A 13,483-nucleotide genomic window follows, 5' to 3' on the forward strand; every position below is an offset into this window, starting at 1 on the left:
CCCTTGCGGCACACATTCCCAACTGTGCAGCGCGCGGAACACATTCTGCAACCGCGTCTTGGTGAGGTTGTTCACCGCCGCCAGGCTGCTGGTTTCGGTATGGACAAAGGCGGTGAGCTGGTCGTCGCCCCCAAAGCGGATGCGCCAGACCGGCAGCAGCCGGTTGACCCAGGGATAATCGGCATCGAACGCGGTCTGCTGCACGATCTCGGCGATCGGGCGCTGTTCTTTCAGGAAATGCCGGGCGATGAACTCGGCCTGGCGCGCATCCTCGCCCGCCAGTTCCGCGCCGGTATCGAGCCGGAAATAGCGGCGCGCGGCCTGCGGCGTGACCGTGACCTGCAACAGGTTGCGGTCCTTTCCGACCACCACCTTGACCGCGCGCGCCTTGCCGATCCCGGCATCGGCCAGAACCTTCTCGACCGGCACCGCGCCTGCCATGTCGATCGCGCGCATCGGCGGCATGAACTCCAGCTGCTGCGGGCCGAACAGCACCATGGCGATATGCGCCATGCCCGACAGCCCCCAGATGAACAGGCTGATGCCGCCGATCAGCGCCAGCCATTGGTGCTTGCCCATCGACCAGCGGGCGAGCCTGGGACGATTTGCCATGATGGATCTCCCTTCCCGCTCAGAACCGGGCCTGCAGGCCGCCATAGACCGCGCGGCCGACACCGGGGGTGTAGATCGCGGCGCGTTCCAGCGACTGGTTGGCATTGGTGGCGACGTTCGAGATGAATACCGTGTCGAACAGGTTCTCGACCGATCCGAACAGGCGGATACCGGGGATGACATCGACCCCGGCGGTCAGGCCCAGGAGTTCATAGCCGGGTGCCCGCTCGGTATTGGCAAAGTCCGCCCACGGGCCGTCGAACACCCAGCGCAGGTTCGCAGAGACATACCAGCTGTCCTTCTGCTCGAACCGCACTTCGGAAACGAAGACACGGCGCGGCACCCCGGCAAGCTGGTTGTCGCCATAGACCCTGTCATTGTCGAAGCGGAAATCATTGAAGGTATAGGCCCCGCGCAGGGTGAAGGCCTGGCCGCGCGCCGCCAGCACCTCGCGCGCGACATACACATCGAGGCCGAGCTCAATGCCCTGATGGATGGTCCTCGCCGCATTGTCGGTGAACGAGACGAAGCCATTCGCGCCCGGCACGCCGAAGTCGAGAAACTCGTTCTCCACCTCGCTGCGATAGAGCGAGACGTCCCAGGCGATGAAGCTCGCCTGGCCGCGGCTGCCGATCTCGAACGTGGTCGCGCGCTGTTCCTTGAGCGGGGCAAAGGGCCGCGCGCCGCCCGAGGTCAGGTCAGCCAGGCTCGGCGGCTCGAAGCTGCGGTTGATATTGCCATAGAGCTGCGCGGTGTCGGACAGCTGATAGAGCAGGCCGAAGCGCGGGCTGAACTGCTCGTATTCGCCGCGTCCGGACACGTCGCCCAGCCTGGCTGCGACATCGCGCACCACGCTGACATATTGCCCGCCAAGGATGGCGGTGAAGCGGTCGGTCAGACCAAGGTCGAGCTGACCGAAGGTCGTAAGGCTGGTCGAATCCTGGTCGGATTCGCTCACCAGACCGGCACGCTGGCCGTTCACGTTGCGATGCCGCCGCGCGCGGTTGTCTCCCTTCGCATAATAGCCGCCGAGCGTCCAGCGGCTCACCGCATCGCCGATCAGCGCGAATTCGCCATATCCCTTCAGCGACAGGCCGAATTCGTCCTCCTTCTGGTCGATGATCCCGGCAAAGCGGGTGATCGCGTGGTCGAGCTTGCGCCGCGCGTACCAGCCGCCGATCTCGACCGTGCTGCTGCCGAGCGTGATCGCCGTCAGGTTCGACAGGCGCAGCACGTCGAGATTGCGGTCCCAGTCATCGGCAACCGGACCGGGATCGAGCACCGTCACCGGCCCGCCAGGACGGAACGGGCCGACGGTGACGGGGCGTCCTGCCGCGCGCGGATTGGCCAGCGCATCGGCGAGGCGCAGCGATCCGTTCAGCTCGAAATTGTCGCTGAGCGCCGTCACATAGAAACGCGTCTCGACACTCTGGCCGAGCCTGAAGCCGATATTGCCATGGCCGTAGAGGCTGCGCACATCGCTATGCTCGCGAAAGCCGTCGTCGCGAAGCCCGGTCAGCCCAATATAATAGTCGGTGTTGCCAGAGACGCCCGAGGCGCTCAAGTTTCCGCGCAAGGTATTGAAGCTGCCGCCCTCGATCCGTCCCGAGAAACGCGAATGCGCGGTGCGCCCGGTGGGCGAGACGATGTTGACCGCACCGCCGAGCGAGGCCGCGCCGAACTGCAGGCCGTTCGCGCCCTTGAACACCTCGAGATAGCGGATGGTGAGCGGGTCGATCTCCTGGAACTCGGTCGAGCCGCTCGCGCGGCTGATCGGCACGCCATCGCGCAGCACGGTGAGCCCGCGGCGCTCGAAGCCCGAATTCAGCCCCGATCCGCGGATCGAGATACGCGATTCGCGCTGCGCGCTGGTATCGGCGAACACGCCGGGGGTGAAGATCAGCACATCGCCTACGCTCTGCGCGAAATCCTCGGCGAACACGGTGTCCTCGACGAGCCCGACGCCGCCGGGCACCTGTTCGAGCCGCTTGCGCGCTTCCTCGACGCTGGGGGCGGTGGGGGTACCGGTCACGCTGGCAGTGACGACGATGACGGGGTCGGTACGCTGGCCGACGCCCTGGGCAAGAGCAGGAGAAACACAGGTGAAGGCAGCGCCACCCAGCAGGGCAGCGCGCAGAAATGCGGTATTGGTCATGATCATTCGTTCCCTGAACGCGGGATTCAAGAGGCACGCAGGGCACGCCGGGCCCGCACGCGTCATGCGCGCGCGGCGGCGGCCTGCAAGGACGTCAATGGTTCAGAGAAACAGCGGGGGCCCGGTCGCGGGAGGGGTGGCGGCATGGTGCCGCGCGCGCAGCAGCTGGTGGTGCAGTGCGGGCGCGATGGTTGTAATCGCCAGCATCGGTGGAAGCGTCACGGCATCGACCGGGATCGCCAGCATCGCCATGCCGGCAAAGGCGCAAGGCGGCATCGGATTGTCCGCATCGTCGCCCTGGTCATGGTCCTGCTGGCCGGATCTGGCGGCAGCAAGCTTCTGATAATCCTGGTAACGCGGGTCATCGACCGAAATCGTCGCCGCCTTGTTGCCCAGGCCCGAGCACAGCTCGATGGTCAGGCCTGCCGGTCCGAAATGCGGCATGAACCCGCGCGGCGCGAACGCACCGAACAGCATCGCCAGCAGCAGCACCGGCAAGGCATGTCTGGTCAATTTGCGAAAGCGCCCCATCGCCGCGGCGGGTAGAACCGATCACCGGACCAATCAACCCCCCAAAAACGGGGCAGGATTTGTCAGGACGCGAACTTGCGCGCCTGGCGGCGCACGGGCGCCCGCGATCCCCCGAAGGCACTGCGCAACCGCGCCCAGAAGGTCGGCCGGGGCTCCTCGGGCAGGGTCTGGCCCGTCACCTTGAGCAGGTAGCGCGCGAGCAGCAGCGCCTGGTTGCGCGTCATCACGATATCGCGCTGTTCGATCACGTCATTCTCGAGCGCGATCCGCGACCGCGCGCATTCGATCCTCAGATCGATGCCGTTAGGCATGTCGACATGCGTCCAGCCGACCAGCGCCTTCGGCGCGCTATCGTGATATTTCCGTTCTACGGCAGATGGTTGCAGTTCGTCGTTCATGGCCCCACTCCTGATGCGATTAGCCGACATTTGTAACCTTCTGTCAAGACTATCCCAGATTTGGTGCTGTTTTGCGCAGCATGGCCGAGTTGGCGGGGAACCGGCGCGAGCGCTGGACGTAAGCACCCTGGCAGGCCCTGCCATTCAGCAAGGCCCCCTTTCCGTTACAAAACAGGAGGAATTGACATGGCAACTGCAGCCAAAGCCACCACCAAGCCCGACAATGTCGATACCGGCATCGAAGCCAAGGACCGCAAGGAAGTCGCCAAGGCGCTTCAGCACGGTCTGGCCGACACCTATTCGCTCTATCTCAAGACGCTGGGCGTCCACTGGAACATCGTCGGCCCCGCCTTTTACAGCGTCCACAAGCTGACCGAAGCGCAATATGAAGACCTGCACGCTGCCGCCGACGTGATCGCCGAGCGCATCCGCGCCCTGGGCGAAATCGCCCCGGCATCGTTCGGTGACTATACCAAGCTGTCGGTGGTCGATTCGAGCGAGACCCCGCGCCAGGCCGATGCGATGATCAAGGGCCTGATCACCGACAACGAAGCGATTGCCAAGCGCATGCGCGATTTCGTCGAGGTCGCCGAGGACGCCGATGACGTGTTCACCGCCGACCTGCTGACCGCCCGGATCGGCAAGCACGAGGAAAATGCATGGATGCTGCGCGCGCTGATCAGCTGACCGCACGCCACACCAGGCACCTAGCAGGGGCCGCGATCCTTCGGGATCGCGGCCCTTTTGCTGTGCGTGGTCAGCCGGCACAGGGACGGCAAAAAGCCCGCCCGGCGCGATGCCGGACGGGCTTTGGAGGTCGCAGACTGATAGAAATCAGCGCCGTTCGGGCACCGCAATCTTGTCGAGCTCACTCAGCAGCGCGTCGAACTGGTCGGGCATCGGGCTATCCGCCACGCCGTCATACACCTCGCGCAAGCTGCGGCCGATGCGTGCCTGACGCATCAGCATGGGATCGAAACACGAGGTACGCATGGCACTTGCCTCCAGACGATCTAGGGAACTGGCACCGCGCACTGTCTTCACTTCCCGTCCAGCCCAAGAGCTGCTTGCAAGATCGGGGCGCAGCATCACGCCCGGGTTGAACACGACCGCCCCGACCATGCGGCAAGCGGCTCCCGGCCACATGCCGGAGGTGAATTGGTCACGCAGCGAGTGCAGTCACGCCCTCGCTCAGCTTGTCGAGCGTGCCAAGAATATCGCTCATCGCCTCGTCAGCGGAGTTGCGCTGACGGCGCGAACCGATCGGCGAATCGCCATCCAGCATCGCGACCAGTGCAGCGCGGGCGCGCGACACGCGGCTCTTCATCGTGCCCACGGCACAATCGCAGATTTCCGCCGCTTCCTCGTACGAGAAGCCGCCTGCGCCGACCAGAATGATCGCCTCGCGCTGGTCCGCGCCGAGCTGCATCAGCGCCATGCGCACGTCCTCGAGGTGCAGCGGGGCCTGCTGATCCGAATTGGCGGTCAGCGTGCGCTCTGCAACGCCCTCGTCATAGGGCGCGGTAAACTTGTTGCGGCGCATCTGCGAGATATAGCAGTTGCGCAGGATTACGAAGGTCCAGGCGCGCATCGACGTGTCGGGGCGGAAACGCGCACGCGCGCCCCAGGCCTTGAGCATCGTGTCCTGCACCAGATCGTCGGCCACATCCATCTTTCCGCACAGGCTGTACGCAAAGGCGCGCAGGTGCGGAATGGTTGCAGCAAGCCGCTGCTTGAACGTCGCATCATCCAGCGGCACCACGGCCTCTTCGCTCCGCTCGCTGGCGGCATTCGCTCCGGTCGACTGGTCCTGAATGATCGTCATAAACTCGCCTCTCATTAGCTGCCCCCAAAGCAGCATGGATTGGTCCTCAACCAGCGATGCGGCTTCTGGTCCTCACAAACCCGACGGCCGCATCGCCGTGTCCCATCAACCCGTGGCTCCGGGGATGGTTCCAACCGAATTTTCGGCAACCGGTTGCATGCAATCGCGTAAATGGCCGGGCCATGCCCCCGAACAACCAAGAAAAGTCATTGAAGAAGAAGGATGATCCCCATGAACCGCAACGCCTCTTTCCGCATCGTGCTCGCAGCAGGTCTGGTCGCATCGCTGCTTTCCGCCTGCAACACCGTCAAGGGTGCAGGCCGCGATGTCGAATCGGTCGGCCGTGCCGCCGAACGCGCAATCGACTGACGAACGTATTGCACGAAAAGAAAAAGGCCCGGAGCGATCCGGGCCTTTTTTGTGCATTCATGCTGCGCGCAACAGGTTACGCTCGACCACGCACAAGATGCATCACCAGGCTGGCGACGAGGAACAGCAGGAAGAGGAAGAAAAGGATCTTGGCGATACCTGCCGAAGCGCCGGCGATACCGCCGAAACCCAGCACGCCGGCAACGATCGCGACGATCAGAAAGATAAGGGCATAATGCAACATGGTTCATCTCCGGTTGGGATGAACCGTTTACGATGCGCGCTCGATTCAGGTTCCCTGAGCGCCGCGATTTTCTGGAATGTTCAGCCGCGCATCGCGCTGCCCATCGGCTCGCTGGTCACCGGATATCCCATGTTCTCCGGGATGCACAGGAACGGCCTGCCGTCGCGCTCCTCGATGAACGGCATGATCATCCGCACCGGAAACTGGGCCACATGATCGACCGCGTCGGCATGGCAGCCGAACTGCGCCAGCCGCTCCATGTTGCGCCGCGTCGGAAAGATCAACTTGACCTTGCCCTCGTCCGCCATTGCCAGCGCGTCGGCGGCCGTGGCCCAGAACAGATGGTGGTTTTCGGTCGCATCGACCTCGACAATATGGTCGTGCTCGTCGCAGCGCGCGAGATAGAAGCGCGTATCGAACACCCGGCGCTCGTTGAAGGGCGGGCGCCAGCGCGCAAATGGCGTCAGCGCAGTCAGGTCGAGCGTCCAGCCGGCATCGCGGCAAAGCTCTGAAAACGCGGTACCCTTGTGCAACGCGGCGCGCGCCTGCGCCAAGGCCTCGCGTTCGGGCGGAGCGGCAAAACCGATTCCGAGCCCGGTCTCCTCGACCGTCTCGCGGATCGCGGCAACGCGCGCCGCCGCTTCGTGCGGATCGAGCCCGTGGTCCAGGCCGGAGGCGATCACATGATCGTCGGCATCGACGCGGCCACCGGGAAAAACCACGGCGCCGCCCGCAAACACCATCTGCGACGACCGCTCGACCATGAGCAGTTCCGGCGCGCCGCCATTGGGGCAGTCGCGAAAGACGATGATGGTCGCGGCAGGGGTTGCAGTCACCAGCGGTTCGCCGGTGCGCGGGTCATGGGTCTGGATATGCGGATCGGTTTGCTGCGGTTCGCTGTCGGCCATGCTGCATGTCATTGCCTATAGCGCGCAGCCTGCCAAGCGCGAAAAATGCGAGAGGCCGTTCCGGCTCAATGCCGCAGCAGCCGTTCCGCAATCCGGTCGGGCTCGATGCGGTAGAAGCGCCGCGCCGCCTCGCTGGCAAGCGGACCATAGCCCTCGGACACGCCGGCAAGATCATCGACGAGTTCGGCCTCGCGGTTGCATTCGTCGACCAGCATGTCGAGCAGCCCGATCAGCTTCTCGCGCTCGGGCGAGGGTTTCACCGGCATGCGTCCGAAAAGGCTCAAGCCCTTTTGCGCCAGAATCCCGATCATCGCTGAGTCTCCTTGTGCTTTGTGCGGTCGTGACAGGGATAACGGCAGGCCGGTTCGCGAATTTAGCAATTCGCTAACCATGTTGGCCATTGTGACTGGCCATAAATACGGGTGGCGGGATCAGCGGGACATTTTGGGCCTCTGCGGGACAAACCCTCGGGAAATCGGGCGTTTTGAGGCCCTATGAGGCCACTGGAGGCCCGCCAGCCCACAAACGCCATTCTGGCCAAAAATAGGTCCCTCACCTACCCCTGGACGCCCGGAAACCCGCAGAAATGCGTGGGCTGGTCCTCAGAGAGTCCGGATGACAGGGGGTGCTCGTCCGAATGCGGTAACCCATTGTTAATAAAGCGTTACCGACTGACATAGCGCGATAATCATTCGGACGCATTCGGACGCAATATCGCTCTGAAACCGCCCCGTGCATCCCATCCCGGAGCGCCCATCGTGGCCTTGCCGGAGCGCACCTGGATAGCCTGCTGATCGGACCGCCGCGAGGCCCATATCCCGCATCGCCAGAGCCGCCGTAACCACCCTTCAGGGGCAGGTCAAAGCGGCCATGTGGAGGCTGAAAATGCCTGCGGCGAAGGTTATAGGAATTTGTGAAGTGTGGTTCCACAGGCCCTAGTCCAGTTCCACACCGGTCGGTGCCGTTGCAGGGGCGTTGCCGCGGCCTTGCATGGACGTGGCAAGGCGGTTGAACAGGGCCTGCACCTCAATCTTGAACTGAGGTAGTGTCATCCCTTCTGCGACAGCTCGATCGACGATGGTGTTGACGCCGTTCCGCAGTTCTAAAGGTGCTGCCAGGGCTTTCGACAACGCGTCATGCCAAGGATCTGGGCCGTTCATTGCCTATACTCTTTTGCTGGTGTATGCAGGTGGCTCAGTGCGTGCGACACGGTGCATCTCCCTGCCGTAGCACTGGCGAAAGCCAGGAGCGCCATGTGAGGGAAACGGGAGTCCTCACCACGCACTGAACCACTCCACGATAGCGGCGAAACGGCGGACAAGGGCGGCGACCTCGTTTGCGCCAACCCGATGCATGCTGAGCACATAGAGCTCGTCGCCTTGTTCGGTCGCCTTGACTGTGGCTCGCCACCACTGGCCGTCCGATTCCCACAGCAGCCGAACCTTCCTGTCATCCTCGCGGAGCGCATGGGCAGGGTTCGAGATGATCTCTGGCAGCAGACGATAATCGGCGATCGTCAACTCGGCATGGCGGCGCTTCTGCTTTTCCAGGGTCTGCAGCGAGAAGCGCACGGTGCGCGCGGTCGCGCCGATGGCAGCTGCCTGGTCAGCCGTGAGCGCGGCGATCGGGAAAGGCTGATCGGGTAAGGCGGCAAACTGATCAAACGCCGGATCGGCGACGATCTCCCGGATGGTCTGCTGAGCAGCTTTCGCCAGGCCTGCCTGAGCCGCATCCTCGACCGATTCGAGCGCCTTGTCGGCGATCGCGCGCAGATGCGCGGTGCCGGGATTGTAGCTGAAGCCAGGATCTATGCCCTTGGGCACCATGATCGGGTCGGTCCTGCCGGCAGGATAGAAGCGCTCCCGCGCCGATGGCGGCAGATCTGTCGTGACCTTCCACCCGCGCCGTTTGAGCATCCCTTCCGAAACCTGTTCTGGCAGGCAATTGCAGCCCCAGCCATTTGGCGGGAAATGCTCCTGCCACCATGGGTGGTCGACCGGCAGGATGATGCCGTGCCAACTGAGGTGATCTTGCCGAGGGTGCTTGCGCGGATGGTCAGACCGGTAGCGCAGATAGGGGAAGAGCTCCTTCTGCGCCTGGAAGCGCCGCCAGCGGCCTGCTGCGATGCTCATGCGGATGTTGGTCCGGTATATCGTCCGCAGGCGGCGATCGTTGACGATGATGGGCTGGGCGGTGCCGGTAAGCGCCGGATCCGAGACCTCGCCCCACCAGCCGGCGCGCTTCAGCTCCGGCAGGATGTTGGCCTTCCAGGTCTCGAAGGTGCCGCCATCGCGAATGACCTTGTCGAGCGATTTCTGAACCGCTGCCAGCAGATCGAGCTTGGCGATCTTCGCCACGGTGAAGGCCCGCGAATGCTCCTCGTGCATCATCTCCGACCAACGCACGGTCGGGCGCAGCTCCTGCCGCTCCTGCCAGACCCGGACGGTGTTTTTCGGGCTGAGATACATGGTTGGGCGCAGCTCAGGCATCGGGCTCGCCTTCCGCCTTATCTGCTAGAGTCCAATACGCGTCATTGCATGCCGATTTTTTCGGACAGCGAACCGCAACTCCTTCGGCTTCGAGCCTTTTCAAGATGCTGCGGGCGACCGGCGTGTTTGTCCCAAGACTGCGTGCTAACTGCCAAGTTCGGCCGCCGCCATTTGCTAGCCAGTTAGCGGCCATCTGCTTGTGATCGACGGTCATCTCTCGTCTCCGAACTTATCGACCTGGTTGCCCCAGGCTTCCCAGCCAGGGCGCTTCGTTCTGGCAAACAGCTCGATGCGCGGGCGATCGCCGAAGAGACGGACGATGTCGTCGGCGATACGATCGGGCTTGCGGCTATGTTCGCGGCGCGGCTCGACGACCAGCTGGCGGACGCCAGCATCAAGGCGCGGCAACTTGCCAGTCATGCCGAGCAGGCAAATCTCCGGGTTGGCGCGGGTGTAATAGCCGGTTCCCATGGCATAGCCCTCGCCAGACGGGTTGAGCTTCGCCCAGGTGAACCCGACGGTGGCATATCGGAAGCCCCAGCGGCGCAGGGTTTCGAAGGCCTTGTCGAGCAGCGGATCGATGGCCCACAGAAAGCAAGCGCAGTTGCGGCTGGCCAGCTCGCCCACTGGCAGCGCGGCGATCTCCTCCCAGGGCATCGTGTCGTAATGCTGGTTTGGATTGCGATCCTCGCCCTTTTCGGACCAGTTATCGAAGCTCCAGGGAGGGTCGGCATAGATGATGTCGAAGCCGAACATCGGGAGATTGGCGAAGGGGCTTTCAGGCATGGGCCATCGCCCTCAATGCGGGGCTATCCTTGGGGGTGGCCCTTGCCGAGACCACCCCTTCGGCTACAGTCACGATGCGACTCACGACTGAAAGGAACAATCCATGGATCAGCAGTTTTCGAAAAACGATTGTCATAATTGGATGCTCGAACATGTTTTGGTGCATCTGTGGGCGGCGTTCATCAAAAATGGGGGTGCGTCCAATCAGTCACAGATTGACTATATTACTCGCATTACTCGCGAGGAGGTCGAGGCTGCGCGAGATCGGTTCGATGACCCAGTCACGCAGGAGTTTGCGAACCAGGTCATTGAGCTTCAGAAGGAGTTTTGGGGCAGGGTTCGTCGAGCTGCCGGTGATTGATAAAGCGCTTCATACTATCAGCCATTTCTAGGGCCGCGTCAGCATCTAACGCGGTGACCTGCGACAGCTGTTTGAACGTGCTTTCGTGGATCATTTTGGCCACGATTTGAGCAATTCGCGCCTCCTGTTCTGGCGTAAACGGGGATGGCGCAGTCGCCACTAACTCAGCCTGCTCTTCGGTAGAAAGTGGCATTTGCGCCCTGCCCTCTGCCATGATTGCGCCTGCCCTGGCATCGAGATACGCCTGTTCCTCAGGGGCGGCCGGAGGTCCATTGCGTGCGTCGATCATGATGACATCTCCCATCCAAGCCGCTCACGTGCGGCGGTGCGCCAGTTTCTCAGGGCGACGGAGGCGCAGTCCGGGTGAGCTGCGTCACAGGTAGCGGAGATGCCAGCGAGCCGGATGCTGAAGCCGTCCTCGCGGTGCCTGGTCCACCCATCCTCCAGCTGCATCTGCACCGAATAGATCACGCTGATCGCGGGCAACTGGCGCAGCAGGCCTTCGACCATGCCGAGCGCATAGGCTAGCTGAGGGAGCGTTGCGCGGGTCATTTCCGCGCCTTGGCTCTTGCCCGTGCGCGGCGCTTTGCCCTCTTACCGAGCGGCTCGGGTACGGTGATGTGGACGACGTCTCGCCTCGCTCGAACGACGCTCCCCCGCGATCGTTTCTCGTCGCTTGCATCCCGAACCGCCTGGGCGGCGATCGGGCCAAGGGCCGCGCTGGCCAATAACGTCAGTGCAGCCAAGAGAGAGGGGTTTGATCTCACGCTCCACCCTCCCGGTTCTCTTCCGCCAGGCGCATGGCGAATGCAGCGCGCTCGATGCTCTCGCGTAGCGGCGCATCGTTCATGAGCGCGGTTGCCTCGGTATCGAGCAGCTTGAGCAGCTCGGCAGACGTGGCGGCTGCGGCGATGCGATCGAAGATCGTGCCGGTCATTGCTGCCGTGACGCGATCGTCCTCGGCGGCGATCAGTTCGTCGATCAGGCTGTTGTCAGGCAACTGCTCGACATAGTCGGGATCGCCCTCAGCGAGGCTCACGCTGCGGATGGTGTCCTGCCAGTCGTCCACGATCGGTTCGAAGATCTCGGGACCGAACTGCAGCTCGCCGGTGAACGGCTCGACCGTTGCCAGGTCGACGTCGCCCGGATCGTAGGTGAAAGTGACGTGCGGCAGATAGCTGGGGAAATCCCAGCTCGCGCCAGCCTCGCGCATAGTGCGGTGCCGGTTGGCGATGTAGCCGTCCCAGAAATGCAGAACGACAGCGCCCTTGTCGCCGAGCCGATCAACGACGCGCGGGCCGCCCGGCATGACGCGCAGCGGCTCGCGGTAGAAGCCGAAATCGTCGCCCATGCCGAACCAGTTCACCGGCCTCTTCGAATAGGCCACGGTGACATGCATGTCGGCGGGATCGACTACGGTCCTGAAGCCCTGTTTCCTGGCCCATGCAACGAGCTTGTCGGCATTGAGCAGCTTGCGATGGACGTAGAGCGGGCGCGGATCGTCGGCGGCGAATTCCGTGACGGGCTGGAGCGGCTCGCGGCGGTTATCTTCCAGCAGCTTCTGTTCGTCGACCTTGTTCCCGGCTCCGGGAATAAGGTCTGTATCGGTCGGCGGGTTTGTCTGCTGGACGCGGACATAGCCGTCGCCATAGGTGTCCTGGAAGCTCTCCTCGTCGCGCTCCCAGCCCAGCGCCTTCAACAGGCCATCGGTCTCGGCGGCAAGCTTGGTGTCCGTTTCCGCCTCGACATCGCGCATCACGCGCGGCGAAGCGACGTCAGGGCCATAGTTGAAATCGGTCCACCAGCGCGCCGGGCCAGCGTTGAAGCTATCGGACAGCAGATCCGCATCCGACTTCACGACTTCCAGCTTCACGTCCGCATGCACCTCGGCCTGGCTACGCGAGGAGCCGTCCTGGGTGGTCATGGTCTGGCTGAGCACCACTTTCGCGATGCACTCGTCCATATAGCGGCAGAGCTGCTCGTAATCGGCCACGCCGCTCTTCGCGACCTGCAGCAGCTCGATGACCATGCGCTCGGGGATCGCGATGCCGGTATCGGTCTGGATGGCCTGCAGCGCGGCGAGCAGGTTGTTGACCTGATCCTGCGGCGTGCCGGCAGGATATTTGCCGATCGCGGTAGGCGCGCCGAACTTGTCAAGGAAGTTGTTCCAGAAGCGCAGGCCGTTGCGCTTGAACAGCGTCGGCCAATAGAGCCACTCGGCCAGGCCGCGCCCGTAGATCTCGTCGTCGTCGCTGGCGCCTGCGGTCGCTACCCAGAACTTGCGATCCGGCAGCCGCTCGCCATTCCAGTTGACGCGAGTGATGAGCCGCAGATTGCCAGCGTCGTCATAGCGGAAGCGCCGGGCATGACGGACGCGCAGATCCGCGAACTGGAATAGGCCGTCTCGGACCTCCCACAGGCATTCGGCGACCGAATAGCCGTAGAAGGTGGCGAACAGCATCTTGCGGGTGACGCGGTCCCAGCCCAGGCGGACGAGGTTGTCGCTGAGCTTCTCTGCCGCCTCGACCGAGCGAGGGTCGTTCTCATCGCCGGGCAGCACGTTCCAGTTGCGCGAGACCACAGCGCCGATGCGCTGCTGCAGCGTCGACATGACCTGGTCGTCTTCCAGGATGACATCGTAGACGCCCCAGTCGATCGCCATGCTGATGCGCGGGTCGCGCGGCTGCTGCAGGCCGGTGACAAACGGCCTGGTGATGTCGCGCCCATCCGAGGTCGTGGCGATCGGGCGCATCAGGGCCTGCATCGTGCCAGTCGGCTCGGCGATGCGCCGGGCGATCACTTGGG

18 protein-coding genes are annotated in these 13,483 nt (G+C 63.5%); 2 read left to right on the top strand and 16 right to left on the bottom strand.

What is annotated here, in order from left to right; genetic code table 11:
• From AX735_RS10855 to AX735_RS10870, 4 genes are all read right to left on the bottom strand, one after another.
• The coding region (locus AX735_RS10855) for a hypothetical protein (RefSeq protein ID WP_202189551.1) at positions 1-612 on the bottom strand (612 nt) is incomplete at its 3' end.
• Between the two features lie 19 nt (positions 613-631).
• Positions 632-2,767 (bottom strand): TonB-dependent receptor family protein, encoded by a 2,136-nt coding sequence (locus AX735_RS10860; protein ID WP_066279973.1) that lies wholly within the window; start codon positions 2,765-2,767, stop codon positions 632-634.
• Positions 2,768-2,869: 102 nt separating this feature from the next.
• Complete coding sequence (locus AX735_RS10865; protein ID WP_137775923.1) at positions 2,870-3,280, bottom strand: DUF2946 family protein; 411 nt, start codon at positions 3,278-3,280, stop codon at positions 2,870-2,872.
• 80 nt (positions 3,281-3,360) lie between these two features.
• Entirely contained in the window at positions 3,361-3,696 is a 336-nt protein-coding gene (locus AX735_RS10870; RefSeq protein ID WP_066279726.1) for a hypothetical protein, read from the bottom strand.
• Positions 3,697-3,882: 186 nt separating this feature from the next.
• Here AX735_RS10870 and AX735_RS10875 point away from each other — a divergent pair, with 186 nt between their 5' ends.
• Complete coding sequence (locus tag AX735_RS10875; protein WP_066279729.1) at positions 3,883-4,383, top strand: Dps family protein; 501 nt, start codon at positions 3,883-3,885, stop codon at positions 4,381-4,383.
• A gap of 147 nt (positions 4,384-4,530) precedes the next feature.
• Here the strand turns inward: AX735_RS10875 and AX735_RS25090 are convergent, their stop codons facing one another.
• The gene (locus AX735_RS25090) at positions 4,531-4,818 is read right to left on the bottom strand and encodes a NepR family anti-sigma factor (RefSeq protein ID WP_156447471.1); all 288 of its coding nucleotides are present in this window, start codon (positions 4,816-4,818) and stop codon (positions 4,531-4,533) included.
• Positions 4,819-4,858: 40 nt separating this feature from the next.
• Entirely contained in the window at positions 4,859-5,521 is a 663-nt protein-coding gene (locus AX735_RS10880; protein WP_231750092.1) for a sigma-70 family RNA polymerase sigma factor, read from the bottom strand.
• 231 nt (positions 5,522-5,752) lie between these two features.
• On the opposite strand from AX735_RS10880, the gene AX735_RS10885 reads away from it, so the two are divergent.
• Entirely contained in the window at positions 5,753-5,890 is a 138-nt protein-coding gene (locus AX735_RS10885) for an entericidin A/B family lipoprotein (protein ID WP_023839673.1), read from the top strand.
• Positions 5,891-5,966: 76 nt separating this feature from the next.
• On the opposite strand, the gene AX735_RS24305 is transcribed toward AX735_RS10885, so the two are convergent.
• The 10 genes from AX735_RS24305 to AX735_RS10920 all read right to left on the bottom strand — a co-directional run bounded on the left by AX735_RS24305 (position 5,967) and on the right by AX735_RS10920 (position 13,478).
• Complete coding sequence (locus AX735_RS24305; RefSeq protein WP_023839674.1) at positions 5,967-6,134, bottom strand: DUF1328 domain-containing protein; 168 nt, start codon at positions 6,132-6,134, stop codon at positions 5,967-5,969.
• An 80-nt stretch (positions 6,135-6,214) separates the two neighbouring features.
• Complete coding sequence (locus AX735_RS10890; RefSeq protein WP_171007809.1) at positions 6,215-7,042, bottom strand: NUDIX hydrolase; 828 nt, start codon at positions 7,040-7,042, stop codon at positions 6,215-6,217.
• Between the two features lie 65 nt (positions 7,043-7,107).
• Positions 7,108-7,353, bottom strand: a complete 246-nt coding sequence (locus AX735_RS10895; protein ID WP_066279735.1) for a hypothetical protein — start codon at positions 7,351-7,353, stop codon at positions 7,108-7,110.
• A gap of 624 nt (positions 7,354-7,977) precedes the next feature.
• Positions 7,978-8,202 carry a hypothetical protein gene (locus AX735_RS25095; RefSeq protein ID WP_156447472.1) on the bottom strand — a complete coding sequence of 75 codons (225 nt, stop codon included), beginning with the start codon at positions 8,200-8,202 and terminating at the stop codon, positions 7,978-7,980.
• 114 nt (positions 8,203-8,316) lie between these two features.
• The gene (locus AX735_RS10900; RefSeq protein ID WP_082751040.1) at positions 8,317-9,531 is read right to left on the bottom strand and encodes a phage minor head protein; all 1,215 of its coding nucleotides are present in this window, start codon (positions 9,529-9,531) and stop codon (positions 8,317-8,319) included.
• A complete protein-coding gene (locus tag AX735_RS25100) occupies positions 9,524-9,745 on the bottom strand; it encodes a hypothetical protein (protein WP_156447473.1) in 222 nt (73 codons plus the stop codon). Before AX735_RS25100 ends, AX735_RS10900 begins: the two co-directional genes overlap by 8 nt.
• The gene (locus AX735_RS10905) at positions 9,742-10,317 is read right to left on the bottom strand and encodes an MT-A70 family methyltransferase (protein ID WP_202189552.1); all 576 of its coding nucleotides are present in this window, start codon (positions 10,315-10,317) and stop codon (positions 9,742-9,744) included. Before AX735_RS10905 ends, AX735_RS25100 begins: the two co-directional genes overlap by 4 nt.
• 305 nt (positions 10,318-10,622) lie before the next feature.
• On the bottom strand, positions 10,623-10,967 hold the full coding sequence (locus AX735_RS10910) for a hypothetical protein (RefSeq protein WP_066279740.1): 345 nt from the start codon (positions 10,965-10,967) through the stop codon (positions 10,623-10,625).
• Positions 10,964-11,230, bottom strand: coding sequence for a hypothetical protein (locus AX735_RS10915; protein ID WP_066279746.1), 267 nt, complete (start codon positions 11,228-11,230; stop codon positions 10,964-10,966). Before AX735_RS10915 ends, AX735_RS10910 begins: the two co-directional genes overlap by 4 nt.
• 211 nt (positions 11,231-11,441) lie before the next feature.
• Positions 11,442-13,478, bottom strand: a complete 2,037-nt coding sequence (locus AX735_RS10920) for a phage portal protein family protein (RefSeq protein ID WP_066279749.1) — start codon at positions 13,476-13,478, stop codon at positions 11,442-11,444.
• Positions 13,479-13,483: the final 5 nt, after the last annotated feature.

The sequence above is a fragment of the Blastomonas sp. CCH1-A6 genome, assembly GCF_001556365.1.
Lineage (GTDB): Bacteria > Pseudomonadota > Alphaproteobacteria > Sphingomonadales > Sphingomonadaceae > Blastomonas > Blastomonas ursincola.

Coding starts and splice junctions, on each gene's coding strand:
- AX735_RS10860 (WP_066279973.1), bottom strand. CDS start 2,767: ATGACCAATACCGCATTTCTGCGCGCTGCCCTGCTGGGTGGCGCTGCC.
- AX735_RS10870 (WP_066279726.1), bottom strand. CDS start 3,696: ATGAACGACGAACTGCAACCATCTGCCGTAGAACGGAAATATCACGAT.
- AX735_RS10875 (WP_066279729.1), top strand. CDS start 3,883: ATGGCAACTGCAGCCAAAGCCACCACCAAGCCCGACAATGTCGATACC.
- AX735_RS25090 (WP_156447471.1), bottom strand. CDS start 4,818: ATGGTCGGGGCGGTCGTGTTCAACCCGGGCGTGATGCTGCGCCCCGAT.
- AX735_RS10880 (WP_231750092.1), bottom strand. CDS start 5,521: ATGACGATCATTCAGGACCAGTCGACCGGAGCGAATGCCGCCAGCGAG.
- AX735_RS10885 (WP_023839673.1), top strand. CDS start 5,753: ATGAACCGCAACGCCTCTTTCCGCATCGTGCTCGCAGCAGGTCTGGTC.
- AX735_RS24305 (WP_023839674.1), bottom strand. CDS start 6,134: ATGTTGCATTATGCCCTTATCTTTCTGATCGTCGCGATCGTTGCCGGC.
- AX735_RS10890 (WP_171007809.1), bottom strand. CDS start 7,042: ATGGCCGACAGCGAACCGCAGCAAACCGATCCGCATATCCAGACCCAT.
- AX735_RS10895 (WP_066279735.1), bottom strand. CDS start 7,353: ATGATCGGGATTCTGGCGCAAAAGGGCTTGAGCCTTTTCGGACGCATG.
- AX735_RS25095 (WP_156447472.1), bottom strand. CDS start 8,202: ATGAACGGCCCAGATCCTTGGCATGACGCGTTGTCGAAAGCCCTGGCA.
- AX735_RS10900 (WP_082751040.1), bottom strand. CDS start 9,531: ATGCCTGAGCTGCGCCCAACCATGTATCTCAGCCCGAAAAACACCGTC.
- AX735_RS25100 (WP_156447473.1), bottom strand. CDS start 9,745: ATGACCGTCGATCACAAGCAGATGGCCGCTAACTGGCTAGCAAATGGC.
- AX735_RS10905 (WP_202189552.1), bottom strand. CDS start 10,317: ATGCCTGAAAGCCCCTTCGCCAATCTCCCGATGTTCGGCTTCGACATC.
- AX735_RS10910 (WP_066279740.1), bottom strand. CDS start 10,967: ATGATCGACGCACGCAATGGACCTCCGGCCGCCCCTGAGGAACAGGCG.
- AX735_RS10915 (WP_066279746.1), bottom strand. CDS start 11,230: ATGACCCGCGCAACGCTCCCTCAGCTAGCCTATGCGCTCGGCATGGTC.